This is a genomic window from Streptococcus sp. 27098_8_186 (genome assembly GCF_041432055.1).
Taxonomy (GTDB): domain Bacteria; phylum Bacillota; class Bacilli; order Lactobacillales; family Streptococcaceae; genus Streptococcus; species Streptococcus dentalis.
Genome location: NZ_JAPVYV010000001.1, coordinates 79,410 through 104,178, shown reverse-complemented (window position 1 = coordinate 104,178; position 24,769 = coordinate 79,410). Strand labels below are relative to the sequence as shown.

Sequence of the window (24,769 nt, the reverse complement as noted above, 5' to 3'; positions counted from 1 at the left end):
CCTATCAGATAAATGGAGGTTGATCATGAAGAAAGGAAAGATGATTCAGGATATAAAAACTAACACCTCATGGCCAGTTCTTATTTCTACACTATTCTATGTATTATTAGCATCTCTCTTTATAGAAGGAGGCCTTTGGATTGGTAGTGAACTTGTGGGGCCATTTTCCTTAGTTATAGGTTTTCTAGTGGAGTTCTTTTCGCCAGGAAATGGGACAGCAAGTATTCAAGAATTTTTCTACCATTATCTTCTCTATTATGAGCTTTTCAGTTTTGTAATCATACTATTTCTCTTTATTTTTTGGGTGAAGATCATAGAGAAGAATGCTTTATCAAGCTTAGGCTTTGTAAAAAGAAATTGGCTCAAGTATCTAGTCTGGGGGATCATGATTTCACTTGTTCAAATGGGAGTGATAGCGCTTGTCTACCAAGTAAGTGGCATCGGGTCTTTTGTGTTAAATGAGCTCAGTTTAGAGCCCTTGCTTTTTATCCTAGGATTATTTCCATTTTGGCTTCTGCAAGGGGGGACGGAAGAAGTAGCGACGCGAGGTTGGCTTCTGACTCGGATTGCTGCAAGAACTAATCTGCCTTTAGCGATCGCGATTTCTAGTAGTCTCTTTGGCATTCTGCATATGGGAAATGCAGGAGTGACCTTCTTATCCGTTCTGAATATCATCCTCGATGGGGTGCTAGCTGGTCTGCTTTTTATCTATACCGATAGTATCTGGCTAGTGGTCGCCCAACACGGCACTTGGAACTATGTACAAGGAAATCTCCTTGGTTTTCAAGTCAGTGGCACAGGCGCAGATGCGTCTATCTTTAGCTTTATCATGGGAGCTGGTCCTGATTGGTTGACCGGTGGGACATTTGGTGCAGAAGGATCGATCATCACCACCCTAGTTCTTCTTGTATCCCTAGTGATTGTCTATCGCTTAGGGGAGAGGAGAGAAAGAGTTGTTAATGAACAAGTGTGTCATGATTGACTAGAATTGATGATAAAAATGAAGAGCGGGACTTGAGCCTGGTCTTTTTCTATGTGAGGATTCTATCCCCAAAAGTCAGTGAAATATTGTCTATTGTGGTAAAATAAGGGAAGTATAATCAAAGGAAGAAAGTATGATTAATCGAGTAACAGATAACAAATTTAAACTAGTATCAAAATACCAACCGTCTGGGGATCAACCGCAGGCCATTGAGCAGTTGGTGGATAATATCGAGGGTGGAGAAAAGGCCCAAATCTTAATGGGGGCGACTGGTACAGGGAAAACCTACACCATGAGCCAGGTCATTGCCCAGGTCAATAAACCGACCCTGGTCATCGCCCACAATAAAACCCTAGCAGGCCAACTCTATGGAGAGTTCAAGGAATTTTTCCCTGAAAATGCCGTCGAGTACTTCGTATCTTACTATGATTACTACCAGCCAGAAGCCTATGTGCCATCGAGCGACACCTATATCGAAAAGGATAGCTCGGTCAATGATGAGATTGATAAGCTTCGTCACTCCGCGACATCAGCTTTGTTGGAGCGTAACGATGTCATCGTTGTAGCTTCCGTCTCTTGTATTTATGGTTTGGGTTCGCCGAAGGAATATGCCGATAGCGTGGTGAGTCTGCGTCCAGGTCTGGAGATTTCTCGTGATAAACTGCTCAATGACCTGGTGGATATCCAGTTTGAGCGTAATGACATCGACTTTCAACGGGGAAAATTCCGTGTTCGTGGGGATGTGGTCGAGATTTTCCCAGCTTCGCGTGATGAACATGCCTTCCGGGTGGAGTTTTTCGGGGATGAGATTGAGCGGATTCGTGAGATTGAAGCTCTGACGGGCCAAGTTCTAGGAGATGTGGACCACTTAGCAATTTTCCCAGCCACTCACTTCGTGACCAACGACGACCATATGGAAGTAGCCATTGCCAAGATTCAGGCAGAACTTGAGGAGCAGTTGAAAGTCTTTGAAAAAGAAGGCAAGTTGCTAGAAGCTCAACGCTTGAAACAACGGACCGAGTACGATATTGAAATGCTACGGGAGATGGGCTACACCAATGGAGTCGAAAACTACTCTCGTCATATGGATGGCCGGAGTGAAGGAGAGCCGCCTTACACCCTGCTTGACTTCTTCCCAGAAGATTTCCTCATCATGATCGATGAAAGTCACATGACCATGGGACAGATCAAGGGCATGTACAATGGAGACCGTTCTCGTAAGGAAATGCTGGTCAACTATGGTTTCCGTTTACCGTCTGCCTTGGACAACCGGCCACTGCGTCGGGAGGAGTTTGAAAGCCATGTCCATCAGATTGTCTATGTGTCTGCGACACCGGGTGATTATGAGATGGAACAAACCGATACTATCATCGAGCAGATCATTCGTCCTACAGGACTACTCGATCCTGAGGTGGAAGTGCGCCCTACCATGGGACAAATGGACGATCTCTTGGGTGAGATCAATGCGCGTGTAGAACGTGGAGAGCGGACTTTTGTAACCACCTTGACCAAGAAGATGGCAGAAGACTTGACCGACTACTTCAAGGAAATGGGGGTTAAGGTCAAATACATGCACTCGGACATTAAGACTTTGGAGCGGACAGAGATTATCCGTGACTTGCGTTTGGGCGTTTTTGATGTCTTGGTTGGGATTAATCTTCTTCGCGAAGGGATTGACGTACCTGAAGTCAGTCTAGTTGCTATTCTCGATGCTGACAAGGAAGGTTTCCTCCGAAATGAACGTGGCCTCATCCAGACCATCGGTCGTGCTGCCCGTAATAGTGAGGGACATGTGATCATGTATGCGGACACCATGACCCAGTCTATGCAAAAAGCCATCGATGAAACAGCCCGTCGTCGGAAAATCCAGATGGCTTATAACGAAGAGCATGGCATTGTGCCACAAACTATTAAGAAGGAAATCCGTGACCTGATCTCTGTTACCAAGGCGGTGGCCAAGGAAGAAGACAAGGAAATGGATATCACCAGTCTCAACCGCCAAGAGCGCAAGGAACTGGTCAAGAAACTGCAAGGCCAAATGCAAGAAGCTGTCGAAGTGCTTGATTTCGAGCTGGCAGCGCAAATCCGGGATATGATGTTGGAAGTTAAGGCCTTGGATTAGATAGGATAAGGCGAATGAAGATTATCATTAAAACAATGGAAACTCCTGAAGAGATAGAAGGAAAATCTCTCGTTCATTGGCAAACGTGGAGAGAGGCTTATGACAATCTTTTACCCGCAGAATATCAGGAGACGATGACATTAGATAGATGTCGTTTCTTTAGTCAAAAGTATCCAGAAAATACCTTGATTGCGATGGATGGAAAGAAGGTCGTTGGATTTATCAGCTATGGAAATTTTCGTGATGATGCCATTCAAGCTGGTGAAATCATCGCCTTATATGTTTTAAAAGATTACTATGGAAAAGGTGTGAGTGAACAGTTAATGCATGCTGCATTTGCTGTTCTCGATCATTTCTCTGAAATTTATTTATGGGTATTGAAAGATAATAAGCGAGCCATTGCTTTCTATCAAAAAATGGGTTTTACTTTTGATGGCCAAGAAAAAATACTTGAACTTGGAAAACCTGTTAAGGAATTGCGGATGATGTGTTCTTCAAATAAAAATTCCTAAAGGACGTATCTATCAATCTTTGAACCATTATCAATTAATCAAGTAAAATAATAAAAGAGATAGAAAGAACCAAAGAAATGAAGGAGAAGCCGAATGAAAATTCTAGTCATCAATGGGCATCCAGATAAGGAAAGTTACTGTCAGGCTATTTTTCAAACCATTGTCGAAACTATTGACTCAAATCGCCACGAGCTTAAAGTGATCAGTCTCAATGAAGAGGACTTTGATCCGGTCCTTCGCTATGGTTACCGAAAACGGATGGAAGAAGATCCCTTTATCCTTCGTTCTCAAGAATGGATCCAGTGGGCGGATCACCTGATCTTTGTCTATCCCATCTGGTGGAGTAGTATGCCGAGCCTTCTGAAAGGCTGGATTGATCGGGTCTTTACACCGGGGATTGCCTACTCAGCCAATGATCAGGGTAGCTTTATCTGGAATTACCTGAGAGGCAAGCAATTCAATAAGTTGCTCAAAGGAAAAACGGCCAGTATTTATGCGACCTCCATGGCGCCTACTTGGTGGTATAAGATCTTTTCAGGTCCTTTCAACATTCCGGATAGTTATGGCATCTCTGTTTTGAAGAATGCCGTTTTGAACCACTGTGGGATTAAAACCAAGCGTGTCTGCATTTTGGGAGAAGTCGGCCGGGATGTGAACACCGCTAGCATTCGAGAACACCATCTCCAAAAGGTAGCAGCAGAAGTGAAGAAACTTTGATCAGAGATGGGTTACTACTGATAAGTTAGTGTCTTTAGTTGTATTTTAATTGGCTTTTGGTTAAACTATTAACATAATCTATAAAATGTAGGAATGATTCCATATGTTGCTTTTTATCTATATGATCTATGTCATTTATTCACTATCAAAAATGAAAAGAGAAGGAAAAAGAGTCTCTATTTTTACGAAGATTGTCGTCTTTGGTTTATTGGTTTTATCATTGATTATGATGTATTTCAGGTTTTTGGCATTTTTATTTTCCCCTTTGCCATTTTTTGGTTTTCTAGCCTCTCTTGTTCTTGGTAGTATGGTGTTATCTCTCAAACTAGTTATTGCCCTTGCATTACTATTGTTATCACTAAGTCTATTCTTAGACAGCAAAAAAAGTGATCCGGATGCGCCCCTAATTGATCATTGGCTACGGTTGGCAGTCCATGTACTCTTGATCATTATCTAAGATAAGAAGATTATTGGATTTTTAGCTTTGAACCAATATTTACATAGGAGAGGTCAATGATGGGAAAGTATTTGTACCTGTTTAGGATTGTGTATCTTATTCTTTTACTTTTCGTGTTTGCCAACTTCCTTTTAGAATTGTTTGGCTACGCATTTACGCCACTTCTTTGGAATCCCTGGCTGTATCTAGGAGCTGTAACGGCTTTTAGTCACATCTGGTATCGCTTCTATCGAACTCACACAGTCAATTGGAAGAATGTAGTGGGGCTACTGTTTAGTTTCTTTGCTAGCCTGCTCCTAGTATTATTCATTGTGTTTTTCTTTAGTTTTGATGGTCATGGTTCGGTAACGATTCACTCGGAATATTATTTAAAAGAGAAGTCAATTGTCTTTCAAAGAGGCTCCCTTTTAGATGCCTTTGATGAATACCATGAGCTGGTGAATCCCTTTGTCATGAAAAAAGAAATAGAGAAGAAAGTATATATTGATTAATTGTTACCATCATAGAAAGGTAGTTTATGTCACGTAAAACGTCTACTATATTGACCAACTTATGTATGGTCGAAGATCTTGAAAATGGGAAAGTCGTCCTTTCGTCTTTATTTTCACTTGACTCAGCTTATATCTGGTTTCCTATTGTCATCTACCTTCTAGTCTTGATGTTAACTTTGGCAATCTTCTTTCTCTCTAAAGGTTCAAAAAAAGGAGTAGATGATAATGAAGATGAGTAGACAAATGAAGTACAAGACAAAAGAAAAGTCTTCTTGGACTAAGAGGTTTTCTCTTTGGATGGAAAGGCACCGAAGGATTGGTCAACTCCTGGATACGAGTGTGTTATTTGGATCTTTGTATGTATCATTTCTTGCCGCCCCTTTCATTGGTTATCAACTCCCAAGCTTAAACTATCTTTCTCCCTTAAGCTTCAATCTTTTCTTTCTGATCTTCTCAACCTATTGCCTTGTCTTTCATTCTGGAAGTGATACACTTCAGAAATGGCGTTACTTTTCATGGATATTTATTGGTTTCAATGGTTCTCTTTTTCCTTTTCATCTCTTGGTAGGACTGAATTGGCTAGGACGTCGTAAGTCAACGAATTTCCCTCCTATAATTTCTATGGATCCGGCCTATGTCTGGATTCCTATTGTAAGTTATCTATTTTTCTTTTTCTTAGGGCTGGGCATTCTGCTTTTGGTTATACGGATAGAAAAGAGAAGAAGGAGGCGTAAATGGAACGAAAGATTAAGAAACGAATGAAAAAGAAAGTCACGGCACAGAAAAAATTAAAAAAATACCATAAACTAAATCGAAAAATGAGCTGGCTAGATAAAGTAAAATTATGGTTGCTACAGCATTCAAAAATAGCTTTTCTATTAGATAGTAGTATATTTTTTTTATCAGCTTTTGGGATACTCTATTTCTTGCTTGGGACAACTTTTGTTCCAAAACCCTATCAAAACTTTTATTATGTCTTTCCACTTTATATGAATCTTGTATTCTTAGTGAACATGCTTTATCACGGTGTTTTTAGAGATACTTTTGATGGAATGCTTACAGTACAAGATTTTGCAGATCCATTCTTGTACCTAAATGGAGTAGGTTTTCTGTTTCATTTGTTTTTTGGAATAATGGGTCGAAATAGAAAGAGTATTCCTCCCCTGCTAACTCTAGACCACCACTATATCTGGTTTCCTATTCTTACCTATGTAATCTTCTTTCTTGTGGCTATGTTGATAATTTTAATTTCCAAGCATCTTGATAATAAAAAGAGAGAAGAAGAAAATGGTTTAAATCCACACAAATGAAAAATAATCAAAGAAAATCAAATACAAAAAAGAATCTATCAAGGAGAGAAAGTTTTCGGTTTTGGATGGATTCGCATAAATTATTAGGCTTCTTCTTGGTATTTGGTCTAATCTTAGGAATAGGAATAGGTATCAATCTTATTTTTAAGAGTCTTCCTATTCCGTCGCCCTATAGAGATATCAATTATAGTTTTCCATTATATATAAATCTTTTTTGTCTGGTGTATCGATTATTTGACTATTGGTTCCTAGACTTATCTGGGACAAGGATGACAATAAAAAGATATGCAGATTTATTTATTTATCTTAATAGTATCGGTTTAGTGGTCCATCTTTTTATCGGGGTTGGTGGGAAAAATAGTAAGGGGCTCCTGCCTTCACTCTTATCCCTAGATCACCGCTATATTTGGTTCCCTATAGCAACCTATCTGGTCTTTTTTACTGTGTCTGCTTTAACGATTTTGCTTATGAAATATATCGAAACAAAGAGGAATAAATAATAGAAAGGAAATATATGTCACGTACAACGCCTACTACACTGTGCAATCTTTGCATGGTCGAAGATCTTGAAAATGGGAAAGTAGTCCTCCAATACCGCTCACCTGAAAAGACTCACTGGGCTGGCTATGCTTTTCCAGGTGGCCATATCGAAGAAGGAGAAAGCCTTGTAGAATCCGTCATTCGTGAAATCTACGAAGAGACAGGACTTACAATTACAAATCCAAAACTGGTCGCAGTCAAAGACTGGCCACAAGATGAGGGCGGCCGCTACATCGTCTTTTGCTACAAAGCGACAGAATTTACAGGCCAGCTCAGATCATCTGAAGAAGGAGAAGTTTCTTGGGTTGAGAAGGATCAATTAGATCAGTTAGACTTGTCCTACGATATGCTGCCTCTGCTGGAAGTGATGGAAGACCCAGATTTGTCTGAGTACTATTATCGCAAACGAACAGACGATGATTGGGAAAAATTAAGATTTTAAGCAAAGGGCTAGAGGTATCTAGCTTTTTTGCTTGTAAGGTAAAAGAAGAAAGAATATTCATTCGTGCTTGAATCTGCTCAGAAAAAGTACTATAGTATAAGCATAAAATACAATTGTAATCTTTCATACTGTGAATAGAAAGAAGGCAAGATATGAAATTACAATTTAGAATCCTTATAGGAATTTGCTTCTTGATAGGTGCCTTAGTCTTTGCTTTTCAAAAGGAATGGTTATACGCTTTGCTGTTGCTTTTAGTTGGGGCTTCTTACCTTTATAAAGGAGTGCGTCGATGAAGAGTGAGTGTTTAAACATCAAGGGGCTAAACGTTTGGTATAAAAAAGACAAGCCCATTATAAAAGATACGAATTTGCTTGTGTCCAATCATTCTGTAGTAGGGTTGATTGGTCGAAATGGAGCAGGGAAGACAACCTTGTTAAAAGCTTTAAGTAGTGTCTTTGATCATCGGCAGTATGTAGTTGAGTCTATTACCATAGAAGACAAGGCGACCTCTTTTCATACGAATTTCTATAAGAGCCGTACCTATACAGTTTTTACTGAAAACAATAGTTTTTTAAACTGGGATTTTGTTCACTATTTTAATTTTGTCTGTCGTTTGTATCATCGAAAGAGAGATGATACGTTATTGCAGGACCTGATCTCAGGATTTCATTTTGAAGAATTTCTCAACACCGATATCGGTAGTTTGTCAACGGGGAATAAGAAGAAAGTCTTCTTGATCACAGCTTTTTATCTCAAACCTCTCCTCCTTATTTTGGACGAACCATTTGATGGCCTAGATTTTGATGCGACAGAATTTCTATATGGTTTGCTATTGCAGTATAAAGAAGAAGGCTCTATTCTGATGAGTTCGCATATCGCAGAGAGTATCGTTCGGGTGTGTGATACAGCTTATTCTATTGATGATGGTCACCTAGACGCGATCGAATCGAATTTAGAAGATTGGTTTCGTGACGTCAATCGTCAGAGGGGGTAGAGCATGCTACTAGCTATTTTTAGAGATTTGGTATCCAAAAATCGGCTCTTCTTGTTCTTGACTTCCTTAGCTTTTGCTCTTTATTACCATCTTGTTGGGGCAAAATTTTCTACGAGCTTTCAAGTCTTGCTGATCAGTACGGCTATTGTTACTGCTCTATCAACCTTTCAATTGCTCTATTCCTACTTTTCGATGGACAGGGTTCAGGCCTACTACCAGCTTCCTTTGTCTCTCAATCGTTTTAAAGGGTCTTTTCTGACGGTAACCTTTCTTCTCAATTTACTAGAGCGCGTGCTGTTATTGATCCTCTTTTTGGGAGTCAGGTTAGACCTGCTACAATCCTTTAAGCTCGTCCTCCTTTCTTTACTGGTGGTATTGAGTGTGTTTTATGTCTTTATCCAGTTCAATACCAGGCCTAGTTTTCTAGGAGGAGTCCTCATTTCTGTAACGACTGTTCTTACAGTATCTTCTTTATGGGTCCAACAAGTGTCCTATATGATCTTAGTTTCAACCTTCGTTGCTATCTTTATTTTTAAAAACGAGGACCTGGTCGAGATTTCAAAAAATGATCAGTTGCTTGTCGCAAAGAGAAGAAGTGGCAATTATTTTTGGCTTTCCTTGTTTCAAGAGCGCTATTTTTCCATCAATTTTGTCTTTACTCTCATCTTCCTCTTACTCATTCTGATACAGGATTATGAGGCTCCATTAAAAATCATCATCCTTTTAACGATTGCTTCTGTCAATACGCCATTAACCACCCTCATTTCCGCTGATAAAGATTTGATCGATCATGTTAAGTCTCTTCCTAAGAGTCTGTTCTTTTACCTGATGTATTACCGTGTATTGCTGACCTATTTCCTATCTGTGAATCTATTTGTTGCTCTTTTATTAAAAATGGTGGTCATGCCTGACTTGGGGATCCTATTTTTACTAGGAGTGATGATTCTAGCAGTTGTTGAAGCTGTTTTGCACTTACTTATTGAAATCTATTTCCCTTTAAGAAAATGGAATTTAAAGAGAGAATGTTGGAAGCACCCAAGAAAATATATTGTTCCTAGTATCGTCTTCTTACTTAGTTGGAGTCTCCTTTTCTGCTTCTAAGGAATTGCCCCTTCGCTTGTATCTACTCCTTAATTGTAGTATGATAGAGGAGTTGAAAAGATGCTAGAAAAGGTGGCAAGTATATGAAAGATTTTCACTTTGATGCAATTGCTGCATTTGAAAATTACGAAATCGAAAAGATGAGAGATGGCCATGTAGTGGTGACAACCAAGGTCGTGGAATCCTCGCTCAATTATTATGGAAATGCGCACGGAGGCTATCTCTTTACCCTGTGTGACCAAGTCAGTGGTTTGGTCGTGGTTTCTCAAGGGGTCGATGGGGTGACCTTGCAATCCTCGATCAATTACTTGAAAGCAGGGCGTCTGGGGGATGTCCTCACGATCCATGGCGAATGTGTCCATAGTGGACGGACGACCCGAGTTGTGGATGTCGATATTACCAATCAAGACGGGGCAAATGTCTGCAAGGCAACCTTTACGATGTTTGTTACGGGAGTGAGAGATGAATCCGCACAAGTACGCATTTAAAAACTATATTTTTGATTTTTATGGAACCTTGGTCGACATCGAAACGGATGAGTCGAGTCCCATTTTATGGGATACCATGGCTCAGATTTACCAATCCTACGGGGCAAGCTACACAGGAGAAGGTCTGCGCCTGCGTTATAGAGAGTTGGTGCAACAAGCCGAAGAAGACTTGGCTAAGGAAAAACAAGTTGCCTACCCAGAGATTGATCTAACGGTCATTTTTGTGCAATTGTATTTAGAAGGCTATCCAAGCGGGAATAGTGTTGTCCACCTCAAAGAGTGGGGACGTTTGATTGCGCGGACTTTCCGTGTCCTTTCTCGCAAACGGTTGGAGCTTTATCCTCACACGAAAGAAGTATTAGAGGATATGAAAGCTGCAGGTTGCCGAATCTTTCTCTTATCCAATGCCCAAGCAGATTTTACCAATCCGGAGATTGATTTGGTTGGTTTGAGAGAACTTTTCCATGACATTTACTTGTCATCTGATGCAGGTATTCGCAAACCTCAACCAGAGTTTCTCTTGGAAGTGATGAAAGAACACCAGTTGAACCCTGAGAAAACGGTCATGGTGGGGAATGACTTTACGACGGATGTCGCTGTTGCCCAAAGTATCGGGATGGAGAGTATCTTGATCAATACCTTCCCCTACTCTGATGCTGAACTGCGCGAGAAGAATCAAGCAGGCGTGCGCGTGATTCGAGATATTCAAGAATTGCAGGAAGATTGAAAAATATCATCCAAGTAGGGATGCCAAGTCGCCTCCTTTTTCCATGAAAATGCTACAGTCGAACAGAATTTGTCAAATTTTCGCTTTCATGGTATACTATGAAAGTTAATTTGAATAAGGAGATAAAAATGAATAACTTACCAAACTGTCCAAAATGTAACTCTGAATACGTCTATGAAGATGGAGCGCTCTTGGTGTGCCCAGAGTGTGCGTATGAATGGAACCCAGCTGAAATCGAAGAAGAAGAGGGTGTCGTAGCGATTGATGCCAACGGAAACAAATTGGCTGATGGCGATACAGTGACCTTGATCAAAGATTTGAAAGTGAAGGGTGCACCGAAAGATTTGAAACAAGGTACGCGCGTGAAAAATATCCGTATCGTTGAAGGAGACCACAACATTGATTGTAAGATTGATGGCTTTGGTGCAATGAAACTAAAATCAGAATTTGTGAAGAAAATCTAAAGAAAAGAAGGAGGGCCTTGCCTCTTTTCTTTCAGGAGAATACTATGAAATTCAAATTATTATTTAGCTATCGTTTTCTATTGTTTATCTTAAGTGTTATTGGCGTTTATCTGCAACTCACCAAGCATGGTGGCTTTGGCATGATGCTCTATTACACCATTTTATCTAACATGTTGGTCATGTTCTTTATGGGAGACATGGTTTGGCGCATGGTTCGAGGGCGTTCGACCCAGACTCAGGGCTACCTTCGTATGAAAGGCGCAGTTACCATGTCCATTATGATCACCTGTGTCATCTACCACTTTATGTTGGCGCCTATTGCGACACCAGAGAAGTTTTATCGTTTGGAAAACTTCCTTTGTCATTACATCGTTCCTTTGATGTTCTTCTTTGATACCCTAGTGATTGACAAAGCCAAGCAATACCGTAAGCTCGATCCCTTCCTTTGGACCTTGATTCCCCTAGCTTACATGCTCTTTGCTCTTCTCAATGGTTTGGTCTTGAAGTGGCCAATTCCAGGTGCAAAAGATAGTCCCTTTGCCTATTTCTTTATCAATGTTAATAAATACGGCTGGGCCTTTGTTGGCAAATGGGTGGTGATCATCTTTATCGCTTACCTCTTGGCTGGCTATGTGCTCTATGGGATTAAAAATATCAAGCGGAAATCGGCTGTTTCTTAGTAAAAGACGAACATTATTCAGACGAAAAGTCATGTTTTTAAATTTTTTTGAAAAAAAGTTGAGTTTTTTCTTGCATGTCATTTGAAACTGTGATATAGTTATCTCAATTAAATAAATCCTTTAATCCTGTCCCGTGAGGCAGGCAAGGAGACTGTGAAAACAATGGCTAGGACCATAGGGCGAGACTCTATCCTCTTAGACCATCCATTTGCTGAACCTCCTTGAAAAAGGAGGTTTTTCTTTTACAACTAAGGAGGACTGAATGAAAACCAAAGAAGTCGTTGATGATTTGACGATGAAACGGGCCATTACCCGGATCACCTACGAAATCATTGAACGAAACAAAGATTTGAGCCAGATTGTGCTGGTGGGGATCAAGACGCGTGGTGTTTACATCGCTCGCCGGATCCAAGAACGCCTCTCTCAGCTGGAACAAATCGATGTCCCTGTAGCAGAACTAGATACCAAGCCTTTCCGAGATGACATGAAGGCGACAGAAGATACGACGGTCTTACCAGTTGATATCGCTCATAGAGAAGTCATTTTGATCGATGATGTCCTCTATACAGGTCGCACGATACGCGCTGCCATTGACAACCTGGTCAGTCACGGTCGTCCTGCTCGAGTGAGTCTGGCGGTTCTCGTCGACCGTGGGCATCGGGAGTTGCCGATTCGTCCGGACTTTGTTGGGAAAAATATCCCGACAAGTAAGTCAGAGGAAATCATTGTCGAGATGGTGGAGCTAGACGGCCAAGACCGCGTCCTCATCAAAGAAGCTTAAACAAATTGTAAATTATTTGCATTCACATTATAAAAGGAGAATCAACATGTCTGAAAATCAAATCGCTCTTAAAAACCTTGTCTCAATGGAAACTCTTACCAATGAAGAAGTAATGGCACTGATCAAACGTGGGGTTGAGTTCAAAAACGGAGCTAAAGCATCCTACGAAGACCAACACATCATCTCAAACCTTTTCTTTGAACCTTCAACTCGTACCCACAAAGCCTTTGAAGTGGCAGAGTTGAAATTGGGATGTGATCTCCTTGACTTTGATGTGAAGACAAGTTCTGTGAACAAAGGGGAAACACTTTACGATACCATCTTGACCATGTCAGCTCTTGGAGTAGATGTCTGTGTCATCCGTCACCCTGAAGTGGACTACTACAAAGAATTGGTTGAAAGCCCAACGATCACAGCCTCTATCGTCAATGGTGGGGACGGTTCAGGTCAACACCCAAGCCAAAGCTTGCTTGATTTGATGACCATTTACCAAGAATTCGGTCACTTTGATGGCTTGAAAGTTTGTATCGCTGGGGACTTGGATCATTCACGTGTGGCAAAATCAAATATGCAAATCTTGAAACGTTTGGGAGCAACCCTTTACTTTGCAGGTCCAGACGAATGGAGAAGTGCGGAATTTGAAGACTATGGAAGTTTCGTCACTATCGATGAAGTCATTGAAGAAGTAGATGTGATGATGTTCTTGCGTGTGCAACACGAACGTCATGATTACGAATCACTCTTCTCTAAAGAAAACTACCACCGTCTTCATGGTTTGACTCAAGAACGTTATGACCGTATGAAAGATACAGCGATCCTGATGCACCCAGCACCAGTCAACCGTGACGTTGAAATTGCGGACCACTTGGTAGAAGCTCCTAAATCACGTATCGTAGAACAAATGACCAACGGTGTCTTTGTTCGTATGGCCATCATTGAAGCCGTCCTTAAAGGTCGCGGTGCAAAATAAGATAACTGACAATTCATTGAAAGGAAAGGAAGAGGACAGAGTAGAGAGCTACATGGAATCTGACTTTCCTTTTTTTGAGGAACTATGATAAAATTGGACTAGTGTAAAAGAAGGGAGGGGTTCGATGAAACGATTATTGGTCCTAGAGGATGGGACTGTATTTGAAGGGGAAGCCTTTGGTGCAGACCTATATGTGACTGGTGAATTGGTCTTTACGACAGCCATGACAGGCTATCAAGAATTGATCACGGATCAGGCTTTTAGTGGCCAGATACTCTCTTTTACCTTTCCAGTTATTGGCGCAACAGGGATCAATCGGGACGATTCTGAATCGATTACGCCCACCTGTTTGGCAGTAGTTGTTCAGCATCTAGTGGAGATGCCAAGCAATTGGCGGCAACAGATGACCTTGGATGAATTCTTGAAGCGAAAAAAAATCCCTGGTATTGTAGGGATTGATACGAGACAGGTGGCAAAAATTGTCCGCAAGTATGGACGGATGAAGGCGACTGTCATTAACAAGGGGGATTCGATCGAGCATATCCTGGATCAGTTGCGAGCAACAGTCCTTCCCAAAGATCAAGTGCGTCAAGTCTCGACAAAAACGGCCTATGCTGTACCGGGTTTTGGAAAGAGTATTGCCTTGATTGATCTAGGGGTCAAGCACTCTGTCTTGCGTCAGCTGAGTCAAAGGGACTGTAATGTCACGGTCTATCCCTATGATATCTCTTATGATGAACTGATGGAACAGCAGCCCGATGGCGTTATTTTATCCAGTGGGCCTGGAGATCCCCATCAGGTGAAAAAGCTTTGCCGCTTGATCAAAAAGCTCAATGGTCAGATTCCGATCTGGGGCATGGGCTTGGGAGCTCAGCTGCTGGCTCAAGCTTACGGGGCTGAACTAGCTCCCATGGAAGTTGGGCATTTCGGTTTAAATATTCCTGTGCGTGAAATTGCGACAGGAAAAATCGAGATAACGAGTCAAAATCACTTGTATAGTATCGCACGCGATAGCCTACCCCATGATTTATTGGTCACGCATGAAAACGTCAATGACCATAGTATTGAAGCTTTTCGTCATCGTTACCAACCGATTTTAGGGGTTCAATTCCAAGTGGATGCTAGTCCAGGGACAAGGGAAAATCTCTATTTTTACGATGAATTTTTAGAATTGATTGATGCCAAAATTCACGAAAGTAGAAGGGAGAAGGAATGATGAAAGAAAACCAGAAATTGCTTCTCCTATGTGGAGATTCTTATCAGGATATTAGCCTCTTGGCTGCGGTAAATGAAGCACAAAAACTCAATGCCAAGGATGGGAATGCTCTTGTCCTTTATCTGGGAGAAGAAAATGCTATCACACAAGAAGCTGGAGAACAGGTTGTAGTCAGTAAGCTCAAACTGGATGCTCTTAGGACGACTCTTCTTTCCTATACTGGATCTCGCTTGCTCCTAACCTTTGCGGATAAACAGATTTTAAATCTCTTGTTCCGATTGGAAGAAATTGGATTTTTCAAAGAAGTATCGATCATGATTGTCGGGCCGAGTCTCCAACGCTACCGGACCTTTTATCAGCAAGCGGATCAACGACGCCTTTTTCAAGAGCTGGGCTATCAGGTACCCGCTTCCGCACTGGTTGGTTCTGTTCGAGAAGCCATTGAGTTTTCTGAAGGCATTCAATTTCCCATTATGATCTGGCCGGTAGCGAGTAAGCAAGGGCAGGGACGAAAGATTGCTCATAATCTAGATGACCTGTGCGAAGCAGTGGAAACGGGACTTTCAGTCTCTCCAAGTCAGCAGTGTTTGCTAGAGTTTTCGACCTATGGCTTTAAGGAATTGGATTTTGTCGTCATGCGCGATCGCGAAGACAATCACTACCTGGCGGCCTCTATTGAAAGCATTGATCCTGTCGGGATCCACTCTAGTGACTCTTATCAATTTATGCCAGCTGTCACCCTGACTGACCGAGAGTTTCAAAATCTTCGTGAAGCAGCGATCCACATCAGTCGCTATTTGAAGCTGACAGGAGCCATTTCGATCAAGTTTGCTCTAGATCCGACGAGTTATGCTTTTTATATCCTAGAAGTTAATCCATTTGCTTCAGACAGTATCTCAATGGCCTCTATGGGCTTGGGTTATTCCTTATTTGAGCAAGAAGTTCAGCTACAATTAGGGCGATCTCTCGAGCATTTGCCTCATCCCTTATTAAAGGATTTAAAGGCCGTTTACGAACCGAGTTTGGACTATATCTTCTTTAAGATCCCGATTTTTTCTGATGCTGCTAAAAATGCCTGCCTCAATACCCAAATTCACTCTTATGGGGCAGTTTATGGATTTGGGAAGAGAATCGATGAAGCTTATCAACAAGCCCTAGAAACCATTAAAGATAAGAACTTGCTGACCATCCTTCCTGAGGAAATGAGCGATGATGAATTAATCCAGAAAATTGCTCGTCATATGCCACACCGGCTCTTCTATATCTTAGAAGCTTTAAAACGTGGTTTTGAGTTTGAGGAACTCTTGGATTTGAGTAAATTAGCACCTGTTTATTTGCAGGTCTTGGCCAATCTAGTGGAGTTAGATAAAGGAGTAGAGGCTGAGACAAGTCCAGCCTTTCTTCCGGTTGAGCCATCAGCTGGCTTATATGAGGTCAAAGCGGGAGCAGCCTATTATCTGACCCAAAACGGAACCAATGAATCATTGGCTTTGGAGGCTGCTTGTGTCTTGGTGGATGATCTAGAAATCTGCGATGAGAGTTTTTACCAAAAGGTGCGAAAGAAGGCTAAAGAGCTGAAAGAAAAAGGACAACAGGTTATCTTACTCACAAATCGTCCTTTTACAGAATCATTGGTAGATAAAGTCTATTATCTTTCGATCAATGAGACAAGCCTTCGCCTGATTCAGAAAATTGATCAGGTCAAAGATATTGTCAAGCTTTCTAATAGACAATAAAGGATCCGGACAACCTATCCGAATCCTTTTTTTGTTTCTTATTTTTTGGTCACAATACCGATAATGGTATCAACTGCGCGTTCCATGGTTTGGAGACTTACGTATTCAAAGCGACCATGCATGTTTTCTCCACCGGCAAAAATATTTGGTGTTGGAATTCCCATAAAGGAAATTTTAGATCCATCTGTACCACCGCGGATCGGTTCAATGATTGGAGTGATACCAAGATCTTCCATGACTCCCTTAGCAAGGGTAATCGGCGTCATATCTTTTTCAATCACTTGCTTCATGTTGTAGTACTGATCTTTGAGGGTGAGGAGAACGCGTTCGCTACCGAGCTCCGCATTCATCTGATCAGCAATAGATTTCATGAGGTCTTTGCGTTTTTCAAAACTTTCAGTTTCAAAGTCCCGAATGATGTAGCTGGCACTTGCTTCCTCGACAGTTCCATCGATGTTCATCAAGTGGTAGAAGCCTTCATAGCCTTCGGTTAATTCTGGACGTGCTCCTTCAGGGAGTTTGTTATGGAAATCAATGGCCAATTGAAGAGCGTTGATCATTTGACCTTTGGCTGTACCTGGGTGGACATTGCGTCCTTTGAAGGTAATTTCAGCCCCAGCTGCTGAGAAGGTTTCGTATTGAAGCTCTCCAAGAGGACCCCCATCGACAGTATAGGCAAAGTCTACGTCAAAATCCTCTGCATCAAATTGATCTGCCCCAACTCCGATTTCTTCATCGGGACCAAAGCCGACACGGATTTCTCCGTGTTTGATTTCAGGATGAGCTGTCAGGTATTCAATAGCTGTCATGATTTCAGCGATACCTGACTTATCGTCTGCACCCAGAAGAGTAGTACCGTCAGTTGTGATCAAGGTTTGTCCCTTGTAGTTGTTCAAATGAGCAAAATCAGCTGGATCGAGTGTGAAACCAGAGTCACCGAGGACAATGACACCCCCATCATAATTCTCAACGATTTGAGGATTAACATTTTCGGCATTGAAGTCAGCGGTATCCATGTGAGAGATAAATCCAATCTTGCGTGTAAAGCTTGGATCATTAGCTGGAAGTGTTCCAATAGCATAGCCGTTTGGTAAATAGTAGACGTTTTGAAGACCCACGCGTTTCATCTCAGGGATCAAGATGTTTGTTGCAAAATCAACTTGTGATTGGGTACTTGGAGTGGTTGTAGAATTTTCGTCTGAACGTGTGTTAACCTTTACATAGGTAATAAAACGGTCCAACAAATTTTGGTATTTCATAATCATTCTCCTTTTTCAGATTCAATTAATTTGTGAATAGCATAGGCCACGCCATCCTCATCATTGGTCAGGGTGATGAAGTCTGCTATTTCCTTGACAGCAGCATTGCCATTTCCCATAGCGACGCTGTAACCAGCAAAACGTAGCATTTCAAGGTCATTATTGGCATCTCCAAGAGCCATGACCTGGTCTCTCCTGTAGCCTAATGTTTGACTTAATGCTTGAAGAGCAGAAGCCTTGCTTGCGCCTTTTGGCAGGATTTCAAACAAGATATCCTGTGAACGAACAGTGTTAAAATCGGCTTCTAATGCAGCCTCGTGCTGAGCTTGGAAGGCATCAATAGCAGAAGGATCTCCTACGTACATAGCTTGAAAAATAGGAACAAGGTTGGGTAGATCCTCTTCTGAGATAGGTGTCGGTTTACTATTAACAATACCCGCATCCATCGTGACAAGTTCACTGGCTTCAGGTGCGACCACTAGGTAGTGATCCATGTCAAATAAGGTTAGCTGGACGTCTGTATCTTCCGTCAAAACATGCAACTGGTGCATGTCCTCAAGGCTCAATTCTTCCTTGCCAATGATTTCCCAATTCTTAGTAGACAAGGTTGTACACCCGTTATTGATAATCATATAGTAGTTGCCGTCAGGGAGTCCAATCTCTTCAAAGATGGGCCGTACACCTGCTAAGGGTCGCCCAGTACAGATCACAATATCATAGCCGGCTTCATGGGCTCGGTGAAGAGCTTCAATATTGCCTTTAGATAGAGTCTTATCCTCATGCAAAAGAGTTCCGTCCAAGTCAATCGCGATTAATTGAATCATTTGATTTCCTCCAAATCAAGAGGAACAAAGCCATCAATCACTTTTCCAATCACCCCAGGTTCCTCATCTAGTGGAATGATTTGATCACTATATTTCTTATTGAGGGAAACCAGTCGAATACCGTTGGCCTCACGAAAGACACGTTTGATTAACGTTTGCCCATCAAAATCAATGGCATAAATAGCCCCTGCTTGATCGTAATAGGTTTGCTTGATTAACACAACGGCCCCTTTTTCGTATTTAGGCTCGAGGGAATCCGTATGAATCCAAAAAGCCAAATCGTAAGGAATCTTTTGATCAAACCAAACGATATCAGCTTGTTTTTGATTTTGGTAAGTTGCAAAAGAATCATAGACAGAATATGAGTGGTATTGCTTTTCAATCTTCTGTCTTTCTTTCTGATGGGTTAAGAGACTTTTTCCATAAGAAAGAAGATTTTCTTGATTTCCTTCATCGAGCTGTTTATACAATCGTTCAATCTCTGAATCAATAACCACAAAATCATTGCGTAATCGAGGGTCAATTTCAGCAACTGCTACCTGGAAAAAGGCTGCAATCTTCTCTAAATTTTCAGGAACGGGAAGAGAAGTTCCTTTTACATATCCAGTCAGGGTACTTGCAGGGATTCCAGTAATACGAGATAATTCGATCTGTTTTTTTCCCTGTTCTTTCAGTAATTCTCTGATTTTTTCCGATATAATCCGTAATGCCTCTTTGTCTTGAGGGCTTGCTTTTCCACGACCTCTGGCCAACGTACTCACCTCCTTGTATTTACCCTTACTATTATAATGAATTAAATCGAAAAAGTAAATAGAAATCCCTGAAAAATGTGAAAAAAGACGAATTTGATCTAAATCGGATTATCTTTTTAAATTTTATCAGGTCTTCCTTTACTTTTTGAGGATAAAGGTCTAAGATAATACCAAAGAGTTCATGGAGGTGAAGCTATGATTCGTAGCGTTCAAGTCAAAGATGCAGGTCAAATTAGAGATTTATGTCACCAAGCATTGGGGTATGATTCGACCCTTGAAAAAGTGGCAGCTCAGATTGATAAATTTAATTCGCCAGATTCGGATCATTTTTGCTTTGTTTATGAAGAGGACCAAACAGGAAATATTCTTGGTTATGTGGAAGCGGAAGTCTATGAAAGCCTCTATAGTGATGCTGGTTTAAATATTTTGGGCCTTGCGGTTTTTCCATCTGCTCAAGGACGTGGGATCGGTCGCCAATTGATGGAGCGAGTAGAAGATCTTGCCAAAAGTAAGCATTCTGCTTTTATCCGTTTAAATTCTGCCTCTCATCGAAAAGAAGCTCATCTCTTTTACGAACGAATAGGCTATGAGGGTAATAAAACGCAGAAGCGATTTTTGAAAATAATGAATTAAGATAGGCAAAGGCCTATCTTTTTTGTTATAATGAAGAGTACGATTAAATTTACTAGGAAGATGATTATGCCAAATTTTGAAGAATTAAAAAAACGACAAGAGAAGATTCGGAACTTCTCGATCATCGCCCATATTGACCATGGAAAGTCAACCTTGGCCGATCGAATCTTAGAAAAAACCGAAACCGTGTCTAGTCGGGAGATGCAAGCCCAACTTTTAGATAGTATGGACCTGGAGCGGGAACGTGGGATTACCATCAAGCTTAATGCTATCGAGTTGAACTACACGGCTAAAGATGGGGAAACCTATATCTTCCACTTGATTGACACACCAGGACACGTGGACTTTACCTATGAGGTTTCGCGGTCGCTCGCTGCCTGTGAGGGTGCAATTCTTGTAGTGGATGCCGCTCAAGGGATTGAAGCCCAGACTCTAGCCAATGTTTACCTAGCGCTGGACAATGATTTGGAAATCCTGCCAGTTATCAATAAAATCGACTTGCCAGCTGCAGATCCAGAACGTGTGCGCACAGAAGTAGAAGATGTCATCGGGTTGGATGCTAGTGAGGCAGTCTTAGCTTCTGCCAAGGCTGGTATCGGGATTGAAGAGATTTTGGAGCAGATTGTTGAGAAAGTTCCAGCACCGACTGGGGATGTTGAAGCTCCTCTTCAAGCCTTGATCTTTGACTCTGTATATGATGCCTATCGTGGAGTAATCCTTCAGGTCCGAGTGGTCAATGGTATGGTGAAGCCTGGCGACACCATCCAGTTGATGAGCAATGGTAAGACCTTTGATGTGACTGAGGTAGGAATCTTTACTCCTAAAGCAGTTGGTCGTGATTTCCTTGCGACAGGAGATGTTGGTTATATTGCGGCCTCTATCAAGACTGTTGCGGATACCCGTGTCGGGGATACGGTGACCCTAGCGACCAATCCAGCAAGTGAGCCCCTTCATGGTTACAAGCAAATGAACCCAATGGTCTTTGCCGGTCTTTACCCAATCGAATCAAACAAATACAACGATCTTCGTGAAGCCTTGGAAAAATTGCAATTGAATGACGCTAGTCTTCAATTTGAGCCTGAAACATCTCAAGCCCTTGGTTTTGGTTTCCGTTGTGGTTTCTTGGGTCTCCTTCATATGGACGTTATCCAAGAACGCTTGGAGCGCGAGTTCAATATTGACTTGATCATGACAGCTCCGTCTGTAATCTACAAGGTCAATTTGACAGATGGAGAAGTACTGGATGTTTCCAACCCTTCTGAGTTTCCAGATCCAACCAAGATCGCTTCGATCGAAGAACCGTATGTCAAAGCCCAAATCATGGTGCCACAAGAGTTTGTCGGGGCTGTCATGGAATTGGCCCAACGCAAACGTGGGGACTTTGTGACCATGGACTACATCGATGAAAATCGGGTTAATGTCATCTATCAAATCCCACTTGCGGAAATTGTCTTTGATTTCTTTGATAAATTGAAATCCTCTACTCGTGGCTATGCGAGCTTTGACTACGAGTTGTCTGAATACCGTCCTTCTAAATTGGTCAAAATGGATATCCTTCTCAATGGCGATACCGTCGATGCCCTCAGCTTTATTGTTCATAAGGACTTTGCCTATGAACGTGGTAAGTTGATTGTTGAGAAACTCAAGAAGATTATCCCTCGTCAACAGTTTGAAGTGCCTATCCAAGCAGCGATCGGTCATAAGATCGTGGCTCGTACAGATATCAAGGCCCTTCGTAAGAACGTCTTGGCCAAGTGTTATGGTGGGGACGTCTCACGGAAACGCAAGCTTCTTGAAAAGCAAAAAGCTGGTAAGAAACGGATGAAGGCCATTGGATCTGTAGAAGTACCACAGGAAGCCTTCTTATCTGTCTTGTCAATGGATGAAGAATAACATTTAAAGTGCCTCAAAGGGGCACTTTTGTTTTATGTTCAAAAGAAATAGACTGAATTAGAAAAGTTTGATCAGATGTAACACTTATCCTATTTTAAAATATCATCTTTCATGGTAGACTAGAGGAAAGATAATACATCATTGAGGAGAGAATATGAAAAATAAGTTTCTACTCGCGTCTGTTACGTTTTTGTCTGTTGTTAGTCTTTCTGCTTGTACCAGTCCAAAGAAAGAGCCTAGTAAATCATCGGCAGCATCTAGTTCTACGAATGTGGTGAAAGAGACAACAACATCAAGTAGCAATGTAAAGAAACAAATATCAGATAGTGATAAGGGGAATGTGAAAACGAAACGAATTGGTTCGGCAGATTATGGGTATGTTAATATTCCAAGTGACTGGAAAAAGAATGACAATATCCAAGTTGGGGATAACATTCAGTACACAGATAAAAATGCCTTCAATATTATTGTTTTAAATGCTGCCACTAGAGAAAAAGCACATGTCCCCGAAGGAGTGGAATTTAATGCAGAGCTAATAGCTAAAAGATTTGAGACCAGGTGGAATGATTATAAAATTGTTGAGAAAATGACAAAATCTACGACGACTGTTGGAGGAAATGAATCGCTTAAAATACATATATTTCTCAAGACAGGCCTGCAGGCTTCTGGGTGGGTATTCCAAAAAGATGATAAGGTTTATTTGATTGTTGTTGAAGGATTTGAGAAAACAATAACTCAATTTACTCCTTATGTCGAAAACACTTGGAGTCTAGATGGAACAGGTGCTGTAAAGGATTGATGAAGAGGAAGCTTGGCTTAAACTATCCAGTCTTCGATGTTTGATAAGAATAACAGTATGACGCAGTGGTTGATTGCTCAGAGCACTGCTTTGAGGTGGTGGATAGGACTTGCGAAGCAAGTTTCCCAAGTCTTTGTTCGCATTTTAAGCTCCAAAGATAGCCTAATCAACTGTGCGGGGGTGGGAAAACGAACTCTTCTTAATTAGTCGGAGTTCTGTCCCACTCCCTTTTTTACAGTCTTTGTGGTATAATCTTTCTATTGTTTAGAAGAGGAAATAGAGGATGACACAGGAAATTGATATTGAAAAATACCATCAGTTAGCTCTCCAAAAGCAAAAGGAGCACCGCAAGGTATTGGCGAATCTCAAGAAGAAGCCACCTAAGAATTTAGATAAAATAGCGCAAGAAATCCACGATGAAGTTTTCCAAGAAATCGATTGTACGGCTTGTGCCAATTGCTGCAAAACCTTAGGTCCAGATTTTAAGGAAACCGATATCACGCGCATCGCCAAATATTTCAAGATGAAGCTTCCTGCTTTTGAGGCAGAATTTCTTCAAGTTGACGAAGATGGGGACAAGGTTTTTAAATCCATGCCTTGCCCCTTTCTTGGTGGAGACAATCTCTGTTCCATCTACGATGTTCGTCCGAAAGCCTGTCGGGAATTTCCTCATACAGATCGCAAGAAGATCTACCAGATCAACCATCTGACCATCAAGAATACCCTCACTTGCCCAGCGGCTTATTTATTTGTAGAAAAATTGAAGGATCGTTTGTAATGGCATATACATTTTTACTTTTTGATTTGGACCATACCTTGTTGGACTTTGAATCTGCTGAAGAGACAGCCTTGACGCAGATGTTAGAAGACATGAATTTTCCAGATGTACAGGCCTTTAAGGATTACTACAAACCCATGAACCAAGGGCTCTGGAAGGATTTGGAGCAAAAGAAATTAACCAAGCAAGAGCTCGTGGATAGTCGGTTTGCGATTGGGTTTGCCCACTTTGGGATTACGGTTGATGGGGCTGAGATAGCTCTTCGCTACCAAGATTACATTAGTCTTCAGGGGCAGTCTTTCCCCGGTGCGGAGGACTTACTGGCTCGACTTGAAAAAGCAGGTTACCAGCTCTATGGTGCAACGAACGGAGTGACTGCCATTCAAGAAGGACGCTTAGTTCATTCTACAATCGTACCTTATTTCAAAGAGGTCTTTATCTCTGAGCAGCTTCATACTCAGAAACCAGAACCTGCATTTTTTGACAAGGTCGGCCAACTGATTCCAGGTTTCAGCAAGGAAGAGACCCTCATGATCGGTGATTCCTTGACGGCGGATATCGCAGGAGGCCATGCTGCGGGGATCGATACCGTCTGGTATAACCCAAATCATAAGGAAAATACCAGTCAGGTAGTGCCGACTTATACCGTTAGCAACTATCAAGAAATCGCCGATTTACTGATAAAATAAAAAATTTTAAATACTGTCAAGTTTTTTTCTTGACAACTCTATAAAATGTGTTACAATAGATCATGTGCTAAATAGCTTGTCTATTTCACCGAAAATTAAAATATAGAAAAGAGACTTATAAAAATGGCAGTTAAAATTCGTTTGACTCGTATGGGTTCTAAGAAAAAACCTTACTACCGTATTAACGTAGCAGATTCACGTTCACCACGTGATGGACGTTTCATCGAAACAGTTGGAACTTACAATCCACTTGTTGAAGAAAACCAAGTAACTTTGAAAGAAGACCGCGTTCTTGCATGGTTGGCTGATGGAGCTCAACCTTCAGATACAGTTCGCAACATCCTTTCAAAAGCTGGTGTGATGAAGAAATTCCACGATTCTAAATTCTCAAAATAATTTTTTAAGTAGGTTG

27 protein-coding genes are annotated in these 24,769 nt (G+C 41.4%); 24 read left to right on the top strand and 3 right to left on the bottom strand.

The window, feature by feature from the left end:
* Positions 1–25 precede the first annotated feature (25 nt).
* The 18 genes from O3602_RS00470 to O3602_RS00385 all read left to right on the top strand — a co-directional run bounded on the left by O3602_RS00470 (position 26) and on the right by O3602_RS00385 (position 16,730).
* The gene (locus tag O3602_RS00470; protein WP_003011408.1) at positions 26–982 is read left to right on the top strand and encodes a CPBP family intramembrane glutamic endopeptidase; all 957 of its coding nucleotides are present in this window, start codon (positions 26–28) and stop codon (positions 980–982) included.
* Between the two features lie 133 nt (positions 983–1,115).
* A complete protein-coding gene (uvrB, locus tag O3602_RS00465) occupies positions 1,116–3,104 on the top strand; it encodes an excinuclease ABC subunit UvrB (RefSeq protein WP_371610921.1) in 1,989 nt (662 codons plus the stop codon).
* 14 nt (positions 3,105–3,118) lie between these two features.
* Entirely contained in the window at positions 3,119–3,616 is a 498-nt protein-coding gene (locus O3602_RS00460) for an N-acetyltransferase family protein (protein ID WP_371610920.1), read from the top strand.
* Positions 3,617–3,709: 93 nt separating this feature from the next.
* Positions 3,710–4,333 (top strand): NAD(P)H-dependent oxidoreductase, encoded by a 624-nt coding sequence (locus tag O3602_RS00455; RefSeq protein WP_003011254.1) that lies wholly within the window; start codon positions 3,710–3,712, stop codon positions 4,331–4,333.
* A 513-nt stretch (positions 4,334–4,846) separates the two neighbouring features.
* Positions 4,847–5,281 (top strand): hypothetical protein, encoded by a 435-nt coding sequence (locus O3602_RS00450; RefSeq protein WP_003011260.1) that lies wholly within the window; start codon positions 4,847–4,849, stop codon positions 5,279–5,281.
* A 26-nt stretch (positions 5,282–5,307) separates the two neighbouring features.
* On the top strand, positions 5,308–5,520 hold the full coding sequence (locus tag O3602_RS00445; protein WP_037606327.1) for a hypothetical protein: 213 nt from the start codon (positions 5,308–5,310) through the stop codon (positions 5,518–5,520).
* Between the two features lie 495 nt (positions 5,521–6,015).
* Positions 6,016–6,591: a hypothetical protein gene (locus O3602_RS00440; RefSeq protein WP_003011042.1), complete on the top strand. Its 576-nt coding sequence runs from the start codon at positions 6,016–6,018 to the stop codon at positions 6,589–6,591.
* Between the two features lie 514 nt (positions 6,592–7,105).
* Complete coding sequence (locus tag O3602_RS00435; protein ID WP_176605539.1) at positions 7,106–7,573, top strand: 8-oxo-dGTP diphosphatase; 468 nt, start codon at positions 7,106–7,108, stop codon at positions 7,571–7,573.
* A gap of 289 nt (positions 7,574–7,862) precedes the next feature.
* Positions 7,863–8,567 (top strand): ATP-binding cassette domain-containing protein, encoded by a 705-nt coding sequence (locus tag O3602_RS00430; RefSeq protein WP_371610919.1) that lies wholly within the window; start codon positions 7,863–7,865, stop codon positions 8,565–8,567.
* 3 nt (positions 8,568–8,570) lie between these two features.
* On the top strand, positions 8,571–9,668 hold the full coding sequence (locus tag O3602_RS00425; protein WP_003011349.1) for a hypothetical protein: 1,098 nt from the start codon (positions 8,571–8,573) through the stop codon (positions 9,666–9,668).
* Positions 9,669–9,751: 83 nt separating this feature from the next.
* Entirely contained in the window at positions 9,752–10,156 is a 405-nt protein-coding gene (locus O3602_RS00420) for a PaaI family thioesterase (protein WP_003016342.1), read from the top strand.
* Positions 10,131–10,883, top strand: a complete 753-nt coding sequence (locus tag O3602_RS00415; protein WP_371610918.1) for an HAD family hydrolase — start codon at positions 10,131–10,133, stop codon at positions 10,881–10,883. The genes O3602_RS00420 and O3602_RS00415 overlap by 26 nt, the downstream gene beginning before the upstream one ends.
* 128 nt (positions 10,884–11,011) lie before the next feature.
* Entirely contained in the window at positions 11,012–11,347 is a 336-nt protein-coding gene (locus O3602_RS00410) for a zinc ribbon domain-containing protein YjdM (RefSeq protein ID WP_003001648.1), read from the top strand.
* A gap of 44 nt (positions 11,348–11,391) precedes the next feature.
* Positions 11,392–12,027, top strand: coding sequence for a Pr6Pr family membrane protein (locus tag O3602_RS00405; RefSeq protein ID WP_371610917.1), 636 nt, complete (start codon positions 11,392–11,394; stop codon positions 12,025–12,027).
* Between the two features lie 262 nt (positions 12,028–12,289).
* A complete protein-coding gene (pyrR, locus tag O3602_RS00400; RefSeq protein ID WP_003001719.1) occupies positions 12,290–12,808 on the top strand; it encodes a bifunctional pyr operon transcriptional regulator/uracil phosphoribosyltransferase PyrR in 519 nt (172 codons plus the stop codon).
* A 46-nt stretch (positions 12,809–12,854) separates the two neighbouring features.
* Positions 12,855–13,778 carry an aspartate carbamoyltransferase catalytic subunit gene (locus tag O3602_RS00395; RefSeq protein ID WP_371610916.1) on the top strand — a complete coding sequence of 308 codons (924 nt, stop codon included), beginning with the start codon at positions 12,855–12,857 and terminating at the stop codon, positions 13,776–13,778.
* 124 nt (positions 13,779–13,902) lie between these two features.
* Positions 13,903–14,994 carry a carbamoyl phosphate synthase small subunit gene (locus tag O3602_RS00390; protein ID WP_003011173.1) on the top strand — a complete coding sequence of 364 codons (1,092 nt, stop codon included), beginning with the start codon at positions 13,903–13,905 and terminating at the stop codon, positions 14,992–14,994.
* Positions 14,991–16,730 (top strand): ATP-grasp domain-containing protein, encoded by a 1,740-nt coding sequence (locus O3602_RS00385; RefSeq protein WP_151378842.1) that lies wholly within the window; start codon positions 14,991–14,993, stop codon positions 16,728–16,730. Before O3602_RS00390 ends, O3602_RS00385 begins: the two co-directional genes overlap by 4 nt.
* 38 nt (positions 16,731–16,768) lie before the next feature.
* Here O3602_RS00385 and pepT read toward each other — a convergent pair whose 3' ends face one another.
* Genes pepT through O3602_RS00370 form a run of 3 tightly spaced genes read right to left on the bottom strand, consistent with a single transcriptional unit; the run spans position 16,769 to position 19,565 of the window.
* Complete coding sequence (gene pepT / locus O3602_RS00380) at positions 16,769–17,989, bottom strand: peptidase T (RefSeq protein ID WP_371610915.1); 1,221 nt, start codon at positions 17,987–17,989, stop codon at positions 16,769–16,771.
* A gap of 2 nt (positions 17,990–17,991) precedes the next feature.
* Complete coding sequence (locus O3602_RS00375; RefSeq protein WP_151378843.1) at positions 17,992–18,813, bottom strand: Cof-type HAD-IIB family hydrolase; 822 nt, start codon at positions 18,811–18,813, stop codon at positions 17,992–17,994.
* Complete coding sequence (locus O3602_RS00370; RefSeq protein ID WP_151378844.1) at positions 18,810–19,565, bottom strand: XRE family transcriptional regulator; 756 nt, start codon at positions 19,563–19,565, stop codon at positions 18,810–18,812. The genes O3602_RS00375 and O3602_RS00370 overlap by 4 nt, the downstream gene beginning before the upstream one ends.
* 195 nt (positions 19,566–19,760) lie before the next feature.
* Here O3602_RS00370 and O3602_RS00365 point away from each other — a divergent pair, with 195 nt between their 5' ends.
* From O3602_RS00365 to rpsP, 6 genes are all read left to right on the top strand, one after another.
* On the top strand, positions 19,761–20,198 hold the full coding sequence (locus tag O3602_RS00365; protein WP_003011154.1) for a GNAT family N-acetyltransferase: 438 nt from the start codon (positions 19,761–19,763) through the stop codon (positions 20,196–20,198).
* 66 nt (positions 20,199–20,264) lie between these two features.
* The gene (lepA, locus tag O3602_RS00360) at positions 20,265–22,091 is read left to right on the top strand and encodes a translation elongation factor 4 (RefSeq protein WP_371610914.1); all 1,827 of its coding nucleotides are present in this window, start codon (positions 20,265–20,267) and stop codon (positions 22,089–22,091) included.
* Between the two features lie 154 nt (positions 22,092–22,245).
* A complete protein-coding gene (locus tag O3602_RS00355) occupies positions 22,246–22,890 on the top strand; it encodes a hypothetical protein (RefSeq protein WP_371610913.1) in 645 nt (214 codons plus the stop codon).
* A gap of 283 nt (positions 22,891–23,173) precedes the next feature.
* Positions 23,174–23,668, top strand: coding sequence for a YkgJ family cysteine cluster protein (locus O3602_RS00350; protein WP_003011011.1), 495 nt, complete (start codon positions 23,174–23,176; stop codon positions 23,666–23,668).
* The gene (locus O3602_RS00345) at positions 23,668–24,357 is read left to right on the top strand and encodes a YjjG family noncanonical pyrimidine nucleotidase (protein ID WP_003011200.1); all 690 of its coding nucleotides are present in this window, start codon (positions 23,668–23,670) and stop codon (positions 24,355–24,357) included. Before O3602_RS00350 ends, O3602_RS00345 begins: the two co-directional genes overlap by 1 nt.
* A 123-nt stretch (positions 24,358–24,480) precedes the next feature.
* Positions 24,481–24,753 carry a 30S ribosomal protein S16 gene (gene rpsP / locus O3602_RS00340; RefSeq protein ID WP_003007475.1) on the top strand — a complete coding sequence of 91 codons (273 nt, stop codon included), beginning with the start codon at positions 24,481–24,483 and terminating at the stop codon, positions 24,751–24,753.
* Positions 24,754–24,769: the final 16 nt, after the last annotated feature.